This window comes from Tolypothrix sp. VBCCA 56010, from assembly GCF_050875635.1.
GTDB lineage: Bacteria > Cyanobacteriota > Cyanobacteriia > Cyanobacteriales > Nostocaceae > Hassallia.
Genome location: NZ_JBPAOH010000163.1, coordinates 1 through 17631 on the forward strand (window position 1 = coordinate 1; position 17631 = coordinate 17631).

General features: G+C 42.5%; 15 protein-coding genes and 1 pseudogene. 9 read left to right on the plus strand and 7 right to left on the minus strand.

Annotated features, from left to right (window positions below; genetic code table 11):
* Window positions 1–485: pseudogene (locus AABK37_RS34505) on the plus strand (recombinase family protein); the annotation flags it as partial.
* Window positions 486–596: 111 nt separating this feature from the next.
* Complete coding sequence (locus AABK37_RS34510) at window positions 597–1337, plus strand: hypothetical protein (protein WP_432555975.1); 741 nt, start codon at window positions 597–599, stop codon at window positions 1335–1337.
* Window positions 1338–1481: 144 nt separating this feature from the next.
* On the opposite strand, the gene AABK37_RS34515 is transcribed toward AABK37_RS34510, so the two are convergent.
* From AABK37_RS34515 to ruvC, 4 genes are all read right to left on the minus strand, one after another.
* Window positions 1482–1808: a DUF433 domain-containing protein gene (locus AABK37_RS34515; RefSeq protein ID WP_432555976.1), complete on the minus strand. Its 327-nt coding sequence runs from the start codon at window positions 1806–1808 to the stop codon at window positions 1482–1484.
* A gap of 149 nt (window positions 1809–1957) precedes the next feature.
* The gene (locus AABK37_RS34520) at window positions 1958–2536 is read right to left on the minus strand and encodes a Uma2 family endonuclease (RefSeq protein ID WP_432555977.1); all 579 of its coding nucleotides are present in this window, start codon (window positions 2534–2536) and stop codon (window positions 1958–1960) included.
* Between the two features lie 66 nt (window positions 2537–2602).
* Window positions 2603–3037 carry a DUF29 family protein gene (locus tag AABK37_RS34525; protein WP_432555978.1) on the minus strand — a complete coding sequence of 145 codons (435 nt, stop codon included), beginning with the start codon at window positions 3035–3037 and terminating at the stop codon, window positions 2603–2605.
* Between the two features lie 253 nt (window positions 3038–3290).
* Window positions 3291–3782 carry a crossover junction endodeoxyribonuclease RuvC gene (gene ruvC, locus AABK37_RS34530; RefSeq protein WP_432555979.1) on the minus strand — a complete coding sequence of 164 codons (492 nt, stop codon included), beginning with the start codon at window positions 3780–3782 and terminating at the stop codon, window positions 3291–3293.
* A gap of 175 nt (window positions 3783–3957) precedes the next feature.
* Between ruvC and AABK37_RS34535 the strand changes: the two genes are divergently transcribed.
* The gene (locus AABK37_RS34535) at window positions 3958–5337 is read left to right on the plus strand and encodes a gluconeogenesis factor YvcK family protein (RefSeq protein ID WP_432555980.1); all 1380 of its coding nucleotides are present in this window, start codon (window positions 3958–3960) and stop codon (window positions 5335–5337) included.
* A 174-nt stretch (window positions 5338–5511) separates the two neighbouring features.
* Window positions 5512–5970: a tRNA (adenosine(37)-N6)-threonylcarbamoyltransferase complex ATPase subunit type 1 TsaE gene (gene tsaE, locus AABK37_RS34540; protein ID WP_432555981.1), complete on the plus strand. Its 459-nt coding sequence runs from the start codon at window positions 5512–5514 to the stop codon at window positions 5968–5970.
* Window positions 5971–7826: 1856 nt separating this feature from the next.
* Here the strand turns inward: tsaE and AABK37_RS34545 are convergent.
* Entirely contained in the window at window positions 7827–9146 is a 1320-nt protein-coding gene (locus AABK37_RS34545; protein WP_432555982.1) for a dihydroorotase, read from the minus strand.
* 247 nt (window positions 9147–9393) lie between these two features.
* On the opposite strand from AABK37_RS34545, the gene lepB reads away from it, so the two are divergent.
* Both lepB and AABK37_RS34555 read left to right on the plus strand, forming a co-directional pair.
* Window positions 9394–10041: a signal peptidase I gene (gene lepB, locus AABK37_RS34550; RefSeq protein ID WP_432555983.1), complete on the plus strand. Its 648-nt coding sequence runs from the start codon at window positions 9394–9396 to the stop codon at window positions 10039–10041.
* A 1113-nt stretch (window positions 10042–11154) separates the two neighbouring features.
* Entirely contained in the window at window positions 11155–12990 is a 1836-nt protein-coding gene (locus tag AABK37_RS34555; protein WP_432555984.1) for a two-component system response regulator, read from the plus strand.
* Here the strand turns inward: AABK37_RS34555 and AABK37_RS34560 are convergent.
* Window positions 12965–13174 (minus strand): hypothetical protein, encoded by a 210-nt coding sequence (locus AABK37_RS34560; RefSeq protein ID WP_432555985.1) that lies wholly within the window; start codon window positions 13172–13174, stop codon window positions 12965–12967. The genes AABK37_RS34555 and AABK37_RS34560 overlap by 26 nt on opposite strands.
* 56 nt (window positions 13175–13230) lie before the next feature.
* Between AABK37_RS34560 and ldpA the strand changes: the two genes are divergently transcribed.
* From ldpA to AABK37_RS34575, 3 genes are all read left to right on the plus strand, one after another.
* Window positions 13231–14403 (plus strand): circadian clock protein LdpA, encoded by a 1173-nt coding sequence (ldpA, locus tag AABK37_RS34565; protein ID WP_432555986.1) that lies wholly within the window; start codon window positions 13231–13233, stop codon window positions 14401–14403.
* A 72-nt stretch (window positions 14404–14475) separates the two neighbouring features.
* Window positions 14476–16212 carry a R3H domain-containing nucleic acid-binding protein gene (locus AABK37_RS34570; protein WP_432555987.1) on the plus strand — a complete coding sequence of 579 codons (1737 nt, stop codon included), beginning with the start codon at window positions 14476–14478 and terminating at the stop codon, window positions 16210–16212.
* Entirely contained in the window at window positions 16175–16408 is a 234-nt protein-coding gene (locus AABK37_RS34575; protein WP_432555988.1) for a hypothetical protein, read from the plus strand. The genes AABK37_RS34570 and AABK37_RS34575 overlap by 38 nt, the downstream gene beginning before the upstream one ends.
* A gap of 167 nt (window positions 16409–16575) precedes the next feature.
* Here AABK37_RS34575 and AABK37_RS34580 read toward each other — a convergent pair whose 3' ends face one another.
* A complete protein-coding gene (locus AABK37_RS34580) occupies window positions 16576–17577 on the minus strand; it encodes an RRXRR domain-containing protein (protein WP_432555989.1) in 1002 nt (333 codons plus the stop codon).
* Window positions 17578–17631: the final 54 nt, after the last annotated feature.

Genomic DNA, 17631 nt, shown 5'->3' on the forward strand with positions numbered 1-17631 from the left:
TCCCCCCCTCTCCCCCTTTCCCCCTCTCCCCCTCCTCCCCTGTGGGTGAATTCATACAACTGCTGCGTCGGGGAACTATTACCGCGAACCCTTACCCAATGCGTCCGGTGGGACCAGCAAGCAAAGCTGTCACTTTAGCTACTATCTTTCAATATCGCGCAAGTAGGCGATCGCACCGCTGGCATTTTTGGCTGGATGCTGGTTCACCTTTATGGTCAAAAGGTGGTGCAGCAACGTTGTTTGGAGCGCCTTTCTTTCTGCAACAGAGATTAGGCGAGCCTTGGACAGCAGAAGATGAGAAATTATCAGAAGAACAGCGACTGCAACGAATTTTGGCAGATTTGCTCTCTCGTGTATCCGAAAAAGTGTATTTGTGTCACAGCGAATTAGCTGTGAACGGACAAGAACAACTTGGTCCGTTATTGCCTTTGGTGAATGCGTGCGTATCGGTTATTACCGAGCCGACAAAAGCACCGACACCCTAGCGCTGGGTGCGGTTATATGAGTGTCTACCGTTGAGCGCAAGTAAAAGGAGCAAACCGCTTCTAAAAGTTTAGAGCTTCATTATTATGGAGAAATGGTATAATATATAAAATTTGAGCAAAGACATAAATTTGCTAACAGATATATTTCCTCGCTTTGGGCAAGCGAAAGATTTTGTTTATCAAAGCGTTGATTCTTTAACTAAATCAGCGCAGCAAGTGGGAGAATCTTGGAAACAAACAGCAACAACGGCAGCTGATAAGGCAATTGATTCTGTCACCACAACTGTTGAACAAGCTAAAAGTTCATTAGAACAGTCTTGGCAAAATGCTGACCAAATTAAGAATACAACATCGAGAGCAGTTGAAGTAGCGATCGCTTCTTCGATGAATGATTGGCTTACCCAACATCCAGCTATTTTCCGGATAGTGCAAATCCTTGCTTGGGCAAGTAATCACCCAATTATCAGCTTAGTAATTCTGCTTTTGGTGATTGCGATCGCTTCAAGCATCATCAAAGCTATTGTCCGCTTGATTGAAACCGCTAGTTGGTCGATTCTCCAAGTTCCTTTTAAATTACTTTTTGCCTTAATTAAAGTTAGTTTTTTCTCATTTACAAAAGTTGGCAACATCGCTATCAAAAAACTAACATCTCCTCAACCAGTTAAAAACCTGCCAGCTTTGCCACCTGCAACTTCTCCAGAGATTCACAAAGATAAACAGCAAAGACTTGCAGAAATTAGTATGCGGTTAGAGGCAATTCAAATAGAACAAAAGCAACTTTTGCAAGAAGCTACAGAACTTATTGCTACAGACACAATCGAGATGAAAAAGCAAGATGTAAATCTAGGATAAAATAATATCACATCTGTTAGTTAAAAAATTAAATTGTAGGGTGTGTTATGCCGAAGGCTAACGCACCCTACTTAAAGTTTATATTTCTTCATATAAACAAACGATAGCAACTGTGACGTGTGCTTTTATTTACTTAGCCATTATTTAAGCAACCTCATTAGCGCGGATAGCACCTTCAATTTCTTCAGGATAAGCATCTGCATATACCCAAGCGTTAACTAAATCGGCTGCGCTAATATGAGGATAATCTTGCAAAAGTTGGGCTTCAGTAATGCCAAGACGACGCGCTTCAACTAATAGCCAAACAGCAATACGAGTACCAGCAATGCAAGCTTCTCCACCGCAAACACCAGGTGTTTTAGTAATACCTTTAGCTCCAATGTTGATAGTTTGAGTTAGACTTTGGATAATTGCGGCTTTTTCTGTTGGGAGTAGAGCAAGAATTTGATGTTCTAGTTCTTGAAGGGTCATAGAGTAATTAGCTAAATTTGTACTATACTTGCTTAAGTGTAGCGACGCGGTTTAGACCAAAATTTATTTTTTACAGATGACAGCAACTGTGACGTGTGCTTTTATTTACTTAATTATCTCTTTTCAGTTTTCGAGAACCAGCTTTTCAACTATTCTTCTGTTTCCAATACAACACCTTCATACAGCAGTTCGATAGGAAACTCAAATTCAATGCTTGATAGAGTAATGATGTCTCCTGCGGTGTAGGGATAGTAAAGCCACATTCTTCCCTCTCCCCGACAAAAACGTTCGACGGAGATTTTCTCCGAGTCAATCAAGATATACTCTTGCAAAGTGGGGATTGTCAGGTAGGAAGTGAATTTTTCACCCCTATCTTTACCGCTTGTACCAGGAGAGAGAACTTCCGCAATTAATTTAGGATTTTGAATAAATTTGCGGGCGTTGAGGTCTTGAGGGTCACAACTGACGATAACATCAGGATAGTAGTATGGACTTTTAGGACTAACTTGCACCTTCACGTCTGACACATTCGCTCGACAACCTCTAGAACGTAGATGTGGGCGTAAGGCAGTGTAAAGATTTAGAGCAATATCATTATGGGGAATTGTACCACCAGTCATGGCAAAGACTTCGCCGTTGACATATTCGTAGCGAATGTTTTGGTCAGGTTCCCATTCGAGATATTCCTCGATGGTCATTTTTTGCGGTTGTTGGGAGATGGCTATCATAGCAAGATTTTTCAAGCTTGGTTTGATTGTAGCAACAGGAGCAGAACGAGTGATTGATTAGCCGAATCAAAGTTTATTTCGCTCTAAAATTAAGTCTATCGCCGTTTTAATAATCTCTTCACGGTCTACCATTTCGCTAATTTCTTCAGCTTCATAGCTTCCTTCAAAAGCTTGTATAGCTGCTTCTCTCAAAGCGGATTCATAGGCATCATGTATAGTTTCTAATAATTCTTCTTCAGTTAAATAAGTACCCTTCGCTTTGCGACGTTGATTGCTGCGTTGAATTTGCTTAACTGAGTTGAAAATAGAAGTCTCCCAAGATTTAGTTGTTCGCTTCTCAGCTATTTTTTTTATTAGATGTAACAATAAAATGATGGCATAGCTAAATATTTTATTGAGTTTGTCAATTTTACTCATCTCCTCTAATTCTTCGACAATGATGAGGGCTTCCGCTACTTTTCCTTGGTGCAGTAGTTCCTTTAGTTCTAGCAGTTCTTCCATTAGCTATTAGTCCTTTTTTTTAATAAATTCGTCAAAGGTTATTAGTTTTGGAGGTGCTTGAGTCATAATTACCTACTGATAAAATGTGGAAGTTGAGAAGGTATTGTATTAGATATAATCATTTTTTGACTTGGTGTTGCTAATTTTGGCGAACAATTTAAAACCTAAAACCCTTATTTTTAGAGACGTTTCACCCATAGGTGTCTCGGAGGATAAATTTATGATTTATACTTAAATTCAACAATGCCAAGATTTAAATTTGATACCACGCCGTCAACGCTACCGCCAAAGCATCTGAAGCATCATCCGGTTTAGGAATATAATCTAAATCTAACTCCCGTGCTACCGCGTCTTGTACTTCCGACTTTTCGGCATTGCCATACCCCGTTAACGCTAGTTTAATTTGGGCTGGCGTAAACTCTACATACGGTAAGCGACGCTGCCCTAACACCAACATCATCACACCCCGCGCCTGTGCAACTAAGATAGTACTTGACATACGATAGAAGAACAATTTCTCGATCGCTACCAAATCGGGTTTTAATTCCTCCATCAGGGTGTGCAAATCGTCGAACAAGGTAGACAGTCGCTGTCCCATTTCCGCATCTGCTGGCGTACTGATTACACCAAAATCCAGCATATCTACTGTTGTGCTTTGTACCTTGGCTTGACTTTGTTTGCAAGTTATGGCACCAAATCCTAAAATTGCCAGTCCTGGATCTAATCCTAAAATTCGCTTTTCCATTAGTTTTGTGTTTTACCAAACCAGGGTATTGTTTTACTGGGATGCTGGCAAGTTTAACTACTAGCTCTTAATGTAATGGAATCAAAAAATTTAACAATTCCACATTTGGCGTTAAAGCCAGGTAGTGTACATTTTCTCTTATTCACTGTTCTAAACACATTGCTTATTTTCAGGTATGTCAATTGGTTTTCTCAGACAAGCTTTAAACACGTTGCAAGCGCAGTCGCGTCGTCGCACTTCCCATCGGGTTAATCAGTGGTTCAAATGGTTATCCCCAGGTATATCGGTAAAACGCTGGTTGCTGATCTCGGTTGCGGGTGTAGTGCTAGCAAGTCTGGGATTGGCTATTTGGATTAAGCTGACACCAATTTTTTGGGTGCTTGAGTTTCTCCGGGGTATTTTGGGAGTAATCACCGAGATATTACCCAATTATATTAGTGGACCTTTAGTTATATTATTTGGCTTGCTGTTGCTTCTCTGGGGACAAACCCGCACTGTAGGCTCAATTACTAAGGTTCTCAGACCACAAGGACAAAGCGAAGAAGAATTAATTGATGTACTATTGGCGCATCGTCGATTGTACCGGGGACCGAAAATTGTCGTGATTGGCGGTGGTACGGGACTTTCCACATTGCTGAGAGGACTGAAAACCTACAGTGCCAATATTACCGCGATAGTCACCGTCGCTGATGATGGAGGTTCTTCTGGACGGTTAAGACAAGAATTTGGCGTGTTACCACCAGGAGATATTCGTAACTGTTTAGCAGCACTAGCAGATGAAGAAAAGCTTTTAACAGAACTGTTTCAATACCGCTTCAAAGCTGGAGATGGCTTGACGGGTCACAGTTTTGGTAACTTGTTTTTGACGGCGATGAGTGATATAACCGGAGATTTAGAACGAGCCGTTGCTGCTAGTTCTAAAGTGCTAGCGGTGCGAGGACAAGTATTACCCGCGACTTTGAGCGATGTTCGCCTTTGGGCTGAGTTAGCCGATGGTCGCCGAATTGAGGGCGAATCGAGCATTTCCGAAGCTGGGGGTACTATTGTGAAAATCGGCTGCATTCCGGCTAATCCGCCAGCTTTGCCAGCAGCTATCAAGGCAATTAAAGAAGCAGATTATATCATAATTGGTCCGGGTAGCCTATATACTAGTCTGATTCCTAATTTGTTGGTTCCACAAATTGCTGATGCGATCGCCGCATCCCTTGCCCCCCGTATTTATATCTGCAATATCATGACTCAACCGGGTGAAACTCAAGGATACACTGTTTCTGACCACATTAGAGCCATTGATGCCGCTTGCGGACGACAGCTTTTTGATGCTGTATTAGTACACAAAAAATCCCCTAGCCCTCGTTCACTAATCCGCTACGCTCAACAAAACTCTCATCCCGTCTTCCTCGATCGCGAAGCTGTATTGGATCTGGGGCGAAGAATTGTCTTAGCAAATATTTTATTTGAAGATGATATCGGCTGCGTGCGTCACAATCCTCAGAAATTAGCGCGAGTTTTGTTCCGGTGGTACAGTGGTGCCCATTTGGGGATGGGGAGGTAGGAGTGGGGGAGTGGGGGAGTGGGGGAGTGGGGGAGTGGGGGAGTGGGGACAACTAACCACTAACTCCTAACTTTTAACTCCTAACTTTTAACTCCTAACTTTTAACTTTTAACTCCTAACTCCTAACTCCTAACTTTTAACTCCTAACTCCTAACTCCTAACCACTAACCAATTATGAAAATTGTTCTTGCAAGTGCAGAAGATACGCGATCGCTTGGCTTCACTTTTGGTCGATCGCTGACTGCTGGTAGTGTAATTTTACTAAAAGGTGATTTAGGTGCTGGCAAAACTACGTTAGTGCAAGGTATTGGCGCAGGTTTGGGTATCACTTCCCCAATTGTTAGTCCCACTTTCACTTTGATTAATGAGTATGATGAAGGACGTCTCCCCCTATACCACCTCGATTTATATCGCTTAGAATCAAAAGAAGTGGCAACTTTGAATTTAGAAATTTACTGGGAAGGTATTGAAGTTACGCCAGGAATTGTGGCTATCGAATGGGCGGAGCGAATGCCCTATCAGCCAGATAGTTATCTCAAAGTGTGTTTGACCTCTGGAGATGAGGGTATAGTAAGAGCGGAAATTACGGCGGTTAATTGCTTGATTAACTCGGCGATCGCACGGCTAGTATGACATTAATAACTCTTCCCAATCAAAGCAAGACACGCTTGTTTTATAACTCAAGCCGAAATGAACGCACTTGTCAACTTGGCACGGCAATAGCGGATTGTCGTCCAGGGCGATCGGCTGCACTATCAAAGCACTGGTGACGCTTAACTAATCAGCAAGCGATCGTACAAAGAACGTTTTCCACTTTTTGGATTAGGGAATTGGCAATGTCGGCTAGCTTGCACATCTGCTAACACGTCGTACCATCAACATTTAAGCATGAAAACCCAGAAATTGCCCCTACACTCGCTCTACCACAAAATGTCCAAAAACAGTCGATGTCAAATTGAGGGTTGGTCAAATCTGCCACTACCACGCTCGTCACAGTCATTTGGAAAGTTTGTCATTTTAGTTACCAACTTTTACTAAATATTTTTCTACAACGATAGATTTATCAAGCATTTAGATTTGATGATTTGATAGCCAATGTAAATGATGTTATACGTACCTTTAATTATAAATACGTATATGCTTTATGACTCAATTACAAAATAACTCTCGGTACAGCAGTATTTTTGCGGCTGAGAGACTACGAATTTTGCCCGATTTCTCGTACCTGCTCTCAACTGCTACCAATGCTGCTTGCTGCGTGGGGTACATCGGGATAGAGTAATTTCCATGACTTAACCAACTGAGTCTACTCGTAAGCGCATCTTGACAGTCTGTTGTCGTTTGTGGACTAGCTGCTTTTTGGCTTATCACCACATAACAAACACACAATAGACTTCTTGCACTTATTCAGGGTTTTGCAGTGCGTTGCGTATTTTCCACTCTTACGCTTTGCACAGGGTACTTCCCTGTGCAAACGTGCCGCGTGATGCGTTGTAGCACCTGCTAGGAATTGGGGTAGGAAAAAAGCTCTCTCACGACAGTCTAAAAAGAATGAGTGTTCATAGGTCTAATCAAGTAAAACATCTGTTGTTATTAGCAGTTTTCTCGTCTTTGTTGCATCCAGATACAAGTTATAGTCAAATAAATCCCATAAATAATGAGGGACAATAAGTGAAAAAAGCTGTCTTATGCAATAGTGCAAAAAAGAATGAGTCTTGAGGTCTATTATTAGTATTGCCAAGTTGATTTCAAAATGTACTCAGTAGAAATCGCTAATTACAAGTGAATGATATAAATTACTTTTATTTTTTTACGACAAAAATATATTGTTATCGCCAATCATGTAGTTAATACTGAAGCCAAAGCAGGTTAACCAACTATAGTGCAACGCCCGAAATATATTTTGGTAGAAATACGAGATAGCTTTTTCAAGCTGTCTTCACATTGATATTTTTACCGAGATGCACGCTGAGAGTGAAAATGTTTGAAGCGATCGCCTTTATCCTCCCAAGTCAGTCAACCTAATTATTAATTCATAATTCATAATTCATAATTAAAGAGGGTTTGTACCCGGTGCCGACTATAGGACTCATATTTGATTTTTGAAATATACGTAGGATGCCGTACTCTCGCTGCTAACGCACCAAAAGCTTGGGATGGTGCCGTACTCTCGCTGCTAACGCACCCTACAAGTACTTAGATTTTTTCAAAATTCAAATCGGATTCCTATATAAGCATTTTTATTTAAAGTGGGAATTTAGACTTAACTTGAAACATAATTATGAATTATAAATTATGAATTATGAATTTTTCAGATGATTTTTAGCCTCAAAAATAGCAAATATATCAAGCAAATTTGATGCATTATCTCTTAAATGTTTGCTGAAGGCGTAAGTAAAATTGAGACGTAAATTTATGACTCTTCAAAAGAACCCCGGTTTCTTTAAGAAACCGGGGTTCTGAGTTTAAGAAACCGGGGTTCTAAGGTTCTACAAAAAATTTATTGCTTGACCCCGCACATCGGTATTCAACTTGCCTTTGTCATAAACAATTTCACCGCCGACAATAGTTGTATGTGCCCATCCGGTGAGATTCCAGCCTTCAAAAGGACTCCAACCACATTTAGTTAACAATTCCTCGCGCTTGACTTGGTGGTAGGTTTGCAAATCTACCAAAACTAAATCAGCATCATAACCAGGTGCGATCGCTCCTTTATTAGGAATACCATACGATGAAGCCACAGCGGTTGACATCCAATTCACAACTTGGGCAACACTACATCGCCCCTGCATGGCAGCAGTTAACATTAAAGGTAGGGAAGTTTCCACCCCAGGCATTCCAGAGGGGCTGTTGGGATATTCTAAAGCCTTCTCCTCTAAAGTGTGAGGTGCATGATCTGTGGCGATGAAATCAATCACGCCATCGCGCAAAGCTTGCCAAAGAACTTCATTATCGTGAGGCGATCGCAAAGGTGGATTCATCTGCGCCAAAGTGCCAATTTTCTCATAAGCGCTGGTGTTCAACAATAAATGTTGTGGTGTTACCTCTGCCGTTACCCAACTCGGTTTATAATGGCGCAGCAAGTCAGCTTCTTCTGCCGTTGACATATGCAGAATATGCAGCCGGCGTTGATATTTTTCAGAAAGTCTTAACGCCAGCTTAGTTGCTAAAAGTGCCGCTTGATTGTCTTGAATTTGCGAGTGAACAGCAGGATCGTGAATTCCGGCAAATTCCTGGCGACGTTGATTGATTCTGGCTTGGTCTTCAGCGTGAACGGCAATTAAGCGATCGCCTTTAGCAAATATAGCTTCTAAAGCCGCATCTGCATCCACCAGCAAGTGACCGTGCATTGACCCCATAAAAATTTTAATTCCTGGTGTCGGCTTGGCATTCAACAAATCTGGGAGATTTTCTGGAGTTGCGCCAATAAAAAAGCCATAATTAACCAGGCACTTGCTTTGAGCGCGTTGCAACTTGTCGTCTAAAGCTTGCTGGGTAATCGTCAGGGGACGGGTATTCGGCATTTCCAAAAAGGAGGTAACTCCCCCTTTGGCACAAGCACAACTCGCAGTGAACAAGTCTTCCTTGTGTTCTAGTCCTGGTTCCCGAAAGTGTACCTGCGGGTCAATTACCCCAGGCAACAAAGTTAACCCATCTGCGTCAATTTCTGTTGTTGGTGTTGCCGTGGAGATTTCTGGAGCGACTTTTATAATTTGGCGATCGCGGGTCAGGACATCCCCTACTATTAACTCACCATTAGGTAGAATAATGCGAGCGCGGCGAATCAGTAAACTTTTTGGAGATGACATGGAATTAAGAGTCAGAAGGAAAATTAGCTTTTATCGTGACAGAAAATAATTCTTTTGGGTTAAATTGGTTGCACTATTCTTAACAAATTTTCGCACTTTGGTGACAAAAAAGTTTATTTTTTAACTAGGAATCACCATATCAAGATGCCAAAATAACCAGAAAATCACATTTCCCCGGTTAAGATGAACGAATACAGTGACCGTGGTAGTTTAATTTCCTGCATCTTCCTTTTACTTCTGTAATTTAATGCATAATAAAGTGTCTGATAACAACTCTAACCAACAACCTGATAATTCCTGGATCGCAGAACTAGGTAGAACAGTTGTATTAAGTATAATTCTTGCCTTGGGAATTCGCACCTTTGTGGCGGAAGCTCGCTGGATTCCCTCTGGTTCAATGGAACCTACCCTGCACGGTTCGGAAAATCAGTGGGAGGCAGACAAAATCATTGTTGATAAGTTGAAGTATAAATTTTCTCAGCCACACCGAGGAGATATTGTAGTATTTTCGCCTACAGAAGAGTTGCAAAAAGAACAATATCAAGATGCTTTTATTAAACGTGTAATTGGTTTACCGGGAGAAAAAGTAGAACTTAGAGATGGCAAAGTATACGTCAATAACAAACCGCTTCCGGAAACCAACTACCTCAACAAAGACTTACGCACGGAAAAAGAAGTTTGTACATCAGGACCGCAGCCACCTTTTTTATCCAAACCCGTCACTATACCACCTAACTCATATCTGGTGTTAGGAGACAACCGCACTCAGAGTTATGATGGTCGCTGTTGGGGTGTTGTCCCTCGCGAAAACATTATTGGTCGTGCTGTACTTCGTTTTTGGCCCATAAATCATATTGGCGGAATCGATGATAAGACACCACTGTATCCAAATTAAAGATAATTTCAAAAAGGGCGTGAGAATATTATTGGACGTGCCGTAGTTCGCTTTCGGCTTTTAAATCATATTGGCGAACTGAATAATTGACATTCTCTAACAGAGAATGTCAGAAAAGTAAAGCCTGTTTGTCAAGTATATTTTCAATTTTAGTAAGTGCGTTGATGTAGTTTAACGCACTCTATTTTTATTTTCTTCTGTATCTCTTTCTTTTCTTGGTATCTTGCTGATTCGTTCAAATATATATTTTTATAAATGTTTATCATAAAAACATATAATATAACTGTATGAAAAATTACATTTAATATATTAATGTAACTTTTGTTGCCATCATCCCCGAACCGCAAATTTGCCTTTGGGGAAAACGATAAACAAAAATGTTTAAGACACTAACTGTGCGCGAAATCTATCATACGCAGATTTTTAGTATAAATATATACTTTTTTACTTGAGAGTTGTGGTTAAGACTGGGGGAGTGGGAGACAGGGGGATAAGGGGGACAGAGGACACAACAATTCAAAATGCACGCCCGATCGAATTTTTTTGAATTTTGAATGGAACGTAGGAGTTTCCGAGGAAATTCTCATCTCCCCCCACTTTTTCTACCCCATCTAATCTTTGAGATACAAGACACAGGTATCGGTATCGCACTTAAATAAATTGACATACTTCTTCAAGCTTTTGGGCAAACTGAAACTGGGAGACAATCACAACAAAGAACAAGACTAGGTTTAGCCATTAGCCGCAATTACGTACATAAGTACTATTAGAAAAAATACGCACTGGAGGTGAAATATATCAACCAAGTAGAAACCACAAATACAAAAGTTGTTTGTCAATAAACCCAGATAATTAGGAATGAAACCGTCAGCATCGATCACAGATAGAGCTGAGTGGAAAGCTGCATGTACATTATGCAGCAAGCAGCCAGTTGTAGCAATGGTAGTAACAAGAGAAAGAAGAAAATAGGTAATCTTGTAGTGGGAAAAAAGTAATTTTAGAATTTCTTAAACAAATTGCTCAAAATAACCCGCTAATTTTCCGCATTTTCCGAGGTTTAGCAAACAACTATCAATTTGAGAAAATTATGGAATTAACTAGAGCAAAGGCAGAATGAATTACAAGCGGTTAGATCCTCATAAAAAAGATATTTTGATTATTGACGATACAGCAGATAATTTGCGAGTTTTATCCTCACTGCTGACAAAGCATGGGTATAACGTTCGTAAAGCTTTGAACTGGCAAATGGCTCTAACTGCTTGTGAAACAGTATTACCCGATTTAATTTTGCTTGACATTATGATGCCAGAAGTAGATGGCTATAAGGTTTGTCAGCGTTTAAAAGCGAGTGATTTAACTGCCGATATTCCGGTGATTTTTATTAGTGCCTTGGATGACGTTTTTGACAAAGTAAAAGCTTTTGGGGCAGGAGGTGTAGACTATATTACCAAACCTTTTGAGTTTGAAGAAGTTTTGGTACGTGTGAAAAATCAACTAGCGTTGAAAACAGCGCGACTAGAAATATTGAAATTAAACACCGAACTAGAACAAAGAGTAAAACAACGCACTGGTGAATTAGAAAAAGCTCTACAAAAACTTCAGGGAGAAGTTACTTTTCGGCAGCAACTGCAAAATAAACTGCTGAATACAGCGCTGCATGATTCACTGACTGGATTGCCGAATCGAGTTTTGTTTATTAGGCGACTAGAAAAAGCTTTGAATCGCGCTCAACTAGAAACTGATTTTCAGTTTGCCGTGTTGTTTTTAGATTGCGATCGCTTTAAACTTGTCAATGATTCTCTTGGTCATTTGGTGGGAGATGAATTGCTTATAGCGATTGCCAATCGCCTAGAAGAATCTTTATTGCCTGTTGATACTTTAGCACGATTAGGCGGAGATGAATTTGGAATTATTCTCGAAAATTTAACAGATATCACCCAGGCGATTCAAGTTGCCGAACATATTCTGCAACAGTTCTCACTAGCTTTTAAATTGTCTCGATATGAGGTATTTGTAAATGCCAGCATTGGCATTAGTTGGGGCAATAGTGATTGCGACAAGCCAGAGTATTTGCTGCGAGATGCTGATACAGCAATGTATCGAGCTAAAGCTTTAGGAAAAGCCAGATATCACGTTTTTAACCCAGAAATGCATCACGAAGCTACCCAGCTTTTAGAGTTAGAAAACGATTTGCGTAGAGCTGTAGAACGGCAAGAATTTATCGTTTACTACCAGCCAATTATTTCTTTAGTTACAGGCAAAATCTCTGGATTAGAAGCGCTTGTGCGTTGGCAACATCCTACTCGCGGTTTGATTTCTCCTACAGAGTTTATTCCGGTTGCGGAAGAAACAGGTTTGATTCATGCTATCAATATTTGGGTATTGCGATCGGCTTGCGAGCAGCTAACTATTTGGCAAAATCACAACTCGACACTAAAATCTTTAACTATCAGCGTGAATTTGAGTGTGCGCTTGTTTTCAGACCAGAAAATCTTAGCACAAATTGACCAGATTATTCAATCAACTAAAATAAATCCTGCTTGTCTGGAAATAGAAATTACAGAAAGTGTAATTATGGAAAATTGTCAGGCCCTGAAAAAAATTTTACAACAATTAAGAGAGCGAAAAATTAAGTTAGTTATGGATGACTTTGGTACAGGTTATTCATCGTTAAGTTATTTGTATAGCTTTCCTTTTAATGTCTTAAAGATTGACCAATCCTTTGTCAAACGTATGCAGGAAAACGAAGAAAGCATGGGGTTAGTGCCAGCGATGCTGGGTATTGCCAACTCAATGGGGATGAGTGCGATCGCTGAAGGTGTAGAAACAACTTTTCAGTTAGTACAACTGAGAAATTTAAAATGTAATTTCGCTCAAGGATATCTATTTTCTCGACCTCTTCACCCAGAATTGGTTCTAGACTTCATCGAAGCCGCACCTCAATGGTAATAAGCTGTAGTACCTGAAATTTTCTCTTTCTCGGCAGAGAGGGGGAGGGGGGGAGAGGGGGGGATGGGGGGATGGGGGGATGGGGAGAAAGAATTGTCCCCTTGTCTCCTTGTCTCCTTGTCCCCTTGTCCCCCTGCTCCTTGCTAAGAGTGCCTCTTCCTTGACCCTGGACACAGCAACGCAAAACTTTTTATGAAGTAATGAGTACAATTTTCAGTCACATATAAGCATAATAGAGAAGTGACTGATCACATCAACCCTTTACGTTCCCTCAAAGAAGGTCACTGGTTTAAGCTCATCTGTGGCGCCAGTTTCCAGCATCTGCCTGCGGTCAGTAGTTTAACATTAGCCTACACATTGGCTGGCGCTGACTGCATAGATGTCGCAGCTGATCCTGCGGTGATTGCAGCAGCGCAAACCGCGCTACAAGTAGCCAAAGATTTAGCTGGGGATGCCGAAAAGCGAGGCTTTGGCAATAATCCAAAGTCGCCTTTGTTAATGGTCAGTTTAAACGATGGGGAAGACCCCCATTTCCGCAAAGCCGAATTTAATCCTACTGAATGTCCTACGGACTGCGATAGACCATGTGAAAAAATTTGTCCAGTACAAGCAATCGCGTTTAATCGGATAAAAGACGATTTTTCCGGAGTTGTATCCGAAAAATGCTACGGCTGCGGTCGTTGTTTACCAGCTTGTCCTTATGATATAATTTATACAAGGTCGTATGTTTCAACTCCAGGAGCGATCGCACCGTTGGTAATGTCAACCGGGGTAGATGCCGTAGAAATTCATACACAAGTAGGACGCTTAACAGAATTTAAACGATTGTGGCAAGCGATTTCACCGTGGGCAGATCGTCTCAAGGTAGTAGCAATAAGTTGTCCCGATGGCGAAAACTTAATTGACTATCTACACGCACTTTACGATCTGATTGCCCCAATAAACAGTGCCTTAATTTGGCAAACTGATGGTCGTCCGATGAGTGGAGATATTGGAGATGGCACCACTCACGCGGCAGTGAAATTAGCCCAAAAAGTTTTGGCAGCTAAATTACCGGGATATGTGCAGTTAGCAGGAGGTACTAACAGCTACACCGTTGCTAAGTTAAAAGCAATGGGACTGCTGAGGAAAAGGAGACAAGGAGACAAGGAGACAAGGAGACAAGGAGAAAACTCTCCCCTTGTCCCCCCCGCTGCTTGTCCCCCCATCTCCCCCTCCATATCCGGTATTGCATACGGCAGCTATGCCCGTGTACTGCTGTCACCGATTCTTGAACAGTTAGAAACTAAGGAGGTAAACAAAGCAAGTGTAAAGCCAATTGTTCGTCTTGAAGAGGACGAAGTATTACTTTGGCAAGCTGTAGAGCTTGCTTATTCTGTCGTTTCCCAACTCAAGTCACAGCAGGAGCGCTAATAAAAGCGCGTTGCGGACACCTTCTTTAAAAAAAGTGTCCTATCTATCTCTAAAAACGTCACCATAGAAAGCATGACGATTACAGACGATCTCCAAAAGTTATTAGACATTGTGCCCCAAGACCTGCGTCAAATACTAGAGAGTCATCCCCGACGAGATAGTTTAGTTGAAGTAGTCTTGGATTTGGGTCGTCGCCCAGAAGCTCGTTTTCCGCACAGCGCCGAGTATCTGAGCGAAACACCCGTTACTCAAGAACAGATAGATGATTGCATCTCAAGAGTGGGAATTTTTGGCGGAGATAATCGGGCAGGAATTGAGCAAACTCTGCATCGCATTAGCGCCATCCGCAACCGCACCGGCAAAATTATCGGCTTAACTTGTCGCGTCGGTCGAGCGGTGTTCGGAACGATAGGCATGATCCGCGATTTGGTAGAAACTGGTAAATCGATTCTCATGCTAGGGCGTCCGGGCGTGGGTAAAACTACCGCTCTACGGGAAATAGCTCGTGTATTGGCGGATGAGTTAAATAAGCGAGTGGTAATCATCGATACCTCCAACGAAATTGCTGGAGATGGTGATATTGCCCACCCCGCTATTGGTCGTGCCAGACGGATGCAAGTAGCTCATCCCGAAAATCAGCATCAGGTGATGATTGAGGCAGTGGAAAACCATATGCCAGAAGTCATTGTTATTGATGAAATTGGTACAGAGCTCGAAGCTTTAGCGGCACGTACTATTGCTGAACGCGGCGTACAGTTGGTAGGTACGGCACACGGCAACCAAATAGAAAACCTAATTAAAAATCCGACTTTATGTGATTTAGTTGGGGGTATCCAGGCTGTGACTTTGGGGGATGATGAAGCCAGAAGACGGGGCAGTCAAAAGACTGTTTTGGAACGCAAAGCACCTCCCACTTTCGAGATTGCTGTGGAAATGCAAGAACGGCAGCGCTGGGTAGTACACGAAAGCGTTGCGGATACAGTTGATACTCTTCTGCGGGGACGTCAGCCCAGTCCGCAGACGAGAACCGTTGACGATACCGGCAAGGTGGCGATCGCCCGACAGTTATCTGTAGTAAATGGTCGTGGACCGCAGCAAGCTGTTGGTGAGGAATCTTTCGCATCAGCGCGACCCTCTAACGGCTGGCGTTCATCCGGACAAATGGTAGCACTACCGCTATTATCTCCTGAGCGAGAGCGGGTTTCCGGGCAAAGTGAATTTGACCGCTTATTAGATGAATCTTTCAATTACTCTGAGAGTATTGATTTCGCCGCTCCCAGACATCCTGGACCAAACGGTGAAGATTTGCCATTGCACATTTTCCCATATGGTGTTAGTCGTCACCAGTTGGAACAGGTAATAAGTGTGTTAAGTTTGCCGGTTGCATTGACAAAAGATATCGATAGTGCTGATGCAATTTTGGCACTGCGATCGCATGTCAAAAATCACGCCAAACTCAGGCAAATGGCGAAAGCTCGTCATGTACCGATTCACATGATTAAGTCCAGCACGATTCCCCAGATTACCCGTGGTTTGCGACGCTTGCTGAACATGGACGATCCGGAACTAGCCGATGATCGCGAATTGCAATTGTTTCTCCACAGTGGCAGCGATGATGAAATGGATGCCTTAGAGGAAGCTAGACTTGCCGTAGAGCAAATTGTCATTCCCAAAGGGCAACCAGTAGAATTACTGCCACGTTCTGCCCAAGTGCGTAAAATGCAACACGAGTTGGTAGAACACTACCGCTTGAAGTCGCACAGTTTTGGGGATGAACCAAATCGGCGTCTGCGGATTTATCCCGCATAACCTCACCTTCTACCCCCTTTCCTGCTTTGGAGAGGGGGATTTTATCGAAGAAGACAAGGAGATGGGGAGACAAGGGGACAAGGGGACAGGGGGACAGGGGGACAATTCTTTCTCCCCCTCTCCTTGTCTCCTCATCTCCTTGTCTCCTCATCCCCCTTGTCCCCTTGTCTCTTTCTTCAATTTGCGGTCTTATTGATTTAGCAGGTTAATGGCTTGCTCTATATGCAGTTTTGCGTTATGTAAGTTTAGCAGCCTTTGTTGGTTATAGCGATCGCTATATGACATCCGTCTAGCTTCCATCATTTTCTCCGAGGGACTCCGGCTTCAGCGAAGCAAGCCGGAGTTCTTGATAGGAGGTCAAACTTACTGGTTCGATGCCAGTAAGTTTGACAGTTTCTGAGTTGGCAACACAATTAATCCTGTGTTTGGCTGTACCAACCGAGATTTTTTAGGACTAAATCGCCCTAACCTACGCCAATCAGCATTGCTAATTGATAAAGCTTTTTCAGTATCGCCACTACAGTAACCAATCTCGCCGCTAGGGGCTTTAACTAAGTCACCTTTTCGGAACCCGTGGCGAGTCACAGTACCGCCATACTTGCGGCGCACTCCACCTTTTGCCGGAACCATGAGGTGAAGTTGGCGACGGGATATTGGAGGGCGACGAATTACACAGAAAGGCGCGGGAGTTATAGTTACGCCACCTTTCCAGCCCCTTGAAGAATGGGAAGTGATACCGTATTTGATAAAAGCACTACAGGCAAGAGCAACACCGTCTACCGCGTGAGTCACGGGGATTGCGTCACCCTTTGAGTGTTTCTGTTTTTCTAGCCCTAATTGGGTGCGGATTTGGGCGGTTTCCCAGCCTTGAACTTGTTTCACATCGCCAAAAGCTTCTAACCTTTCTAGCTGCCAAAATTGCCCCACCATCACGGGACTAAACCCCTTATCTCCTCGCGTTTTGATGACTTCGTAAACGACAGTCTCAAAAGGGAATATCAAGGTTAATTCGTCTAAAATACGCCACTCCAAATCTCTGTTAGCTCTGATGCTAGGTGGCACTTTACAGCCTCTACGGTTGCCAAAACGTTTTTGGCGATGGGCACGACGCTTAAAAGCTACTTTGCGGTTGATACGGCGACCTCTGCGACCTCGGCGCATCATGGCACGTTGCTCCATGCGATCTTTGACCGTTTTAAAAGGTAATTGGAGGTGTGCTAGCCACAAGGTAAATTTAGCGGACTGAACACCAATACCTGTATAATTAAACTCAGCGAGACTGTCACCAGCCCCGCTGGTCTTCAAAACCGTGCGTGACACTTTCGCGTCACACGGCTCCTCAATGGTTTGGTGCTTGTCACGCATACCTCATTACCCATTTGTCCTCGACTCTTTCGAGTCTTTTGGTGGGCTTAGGCT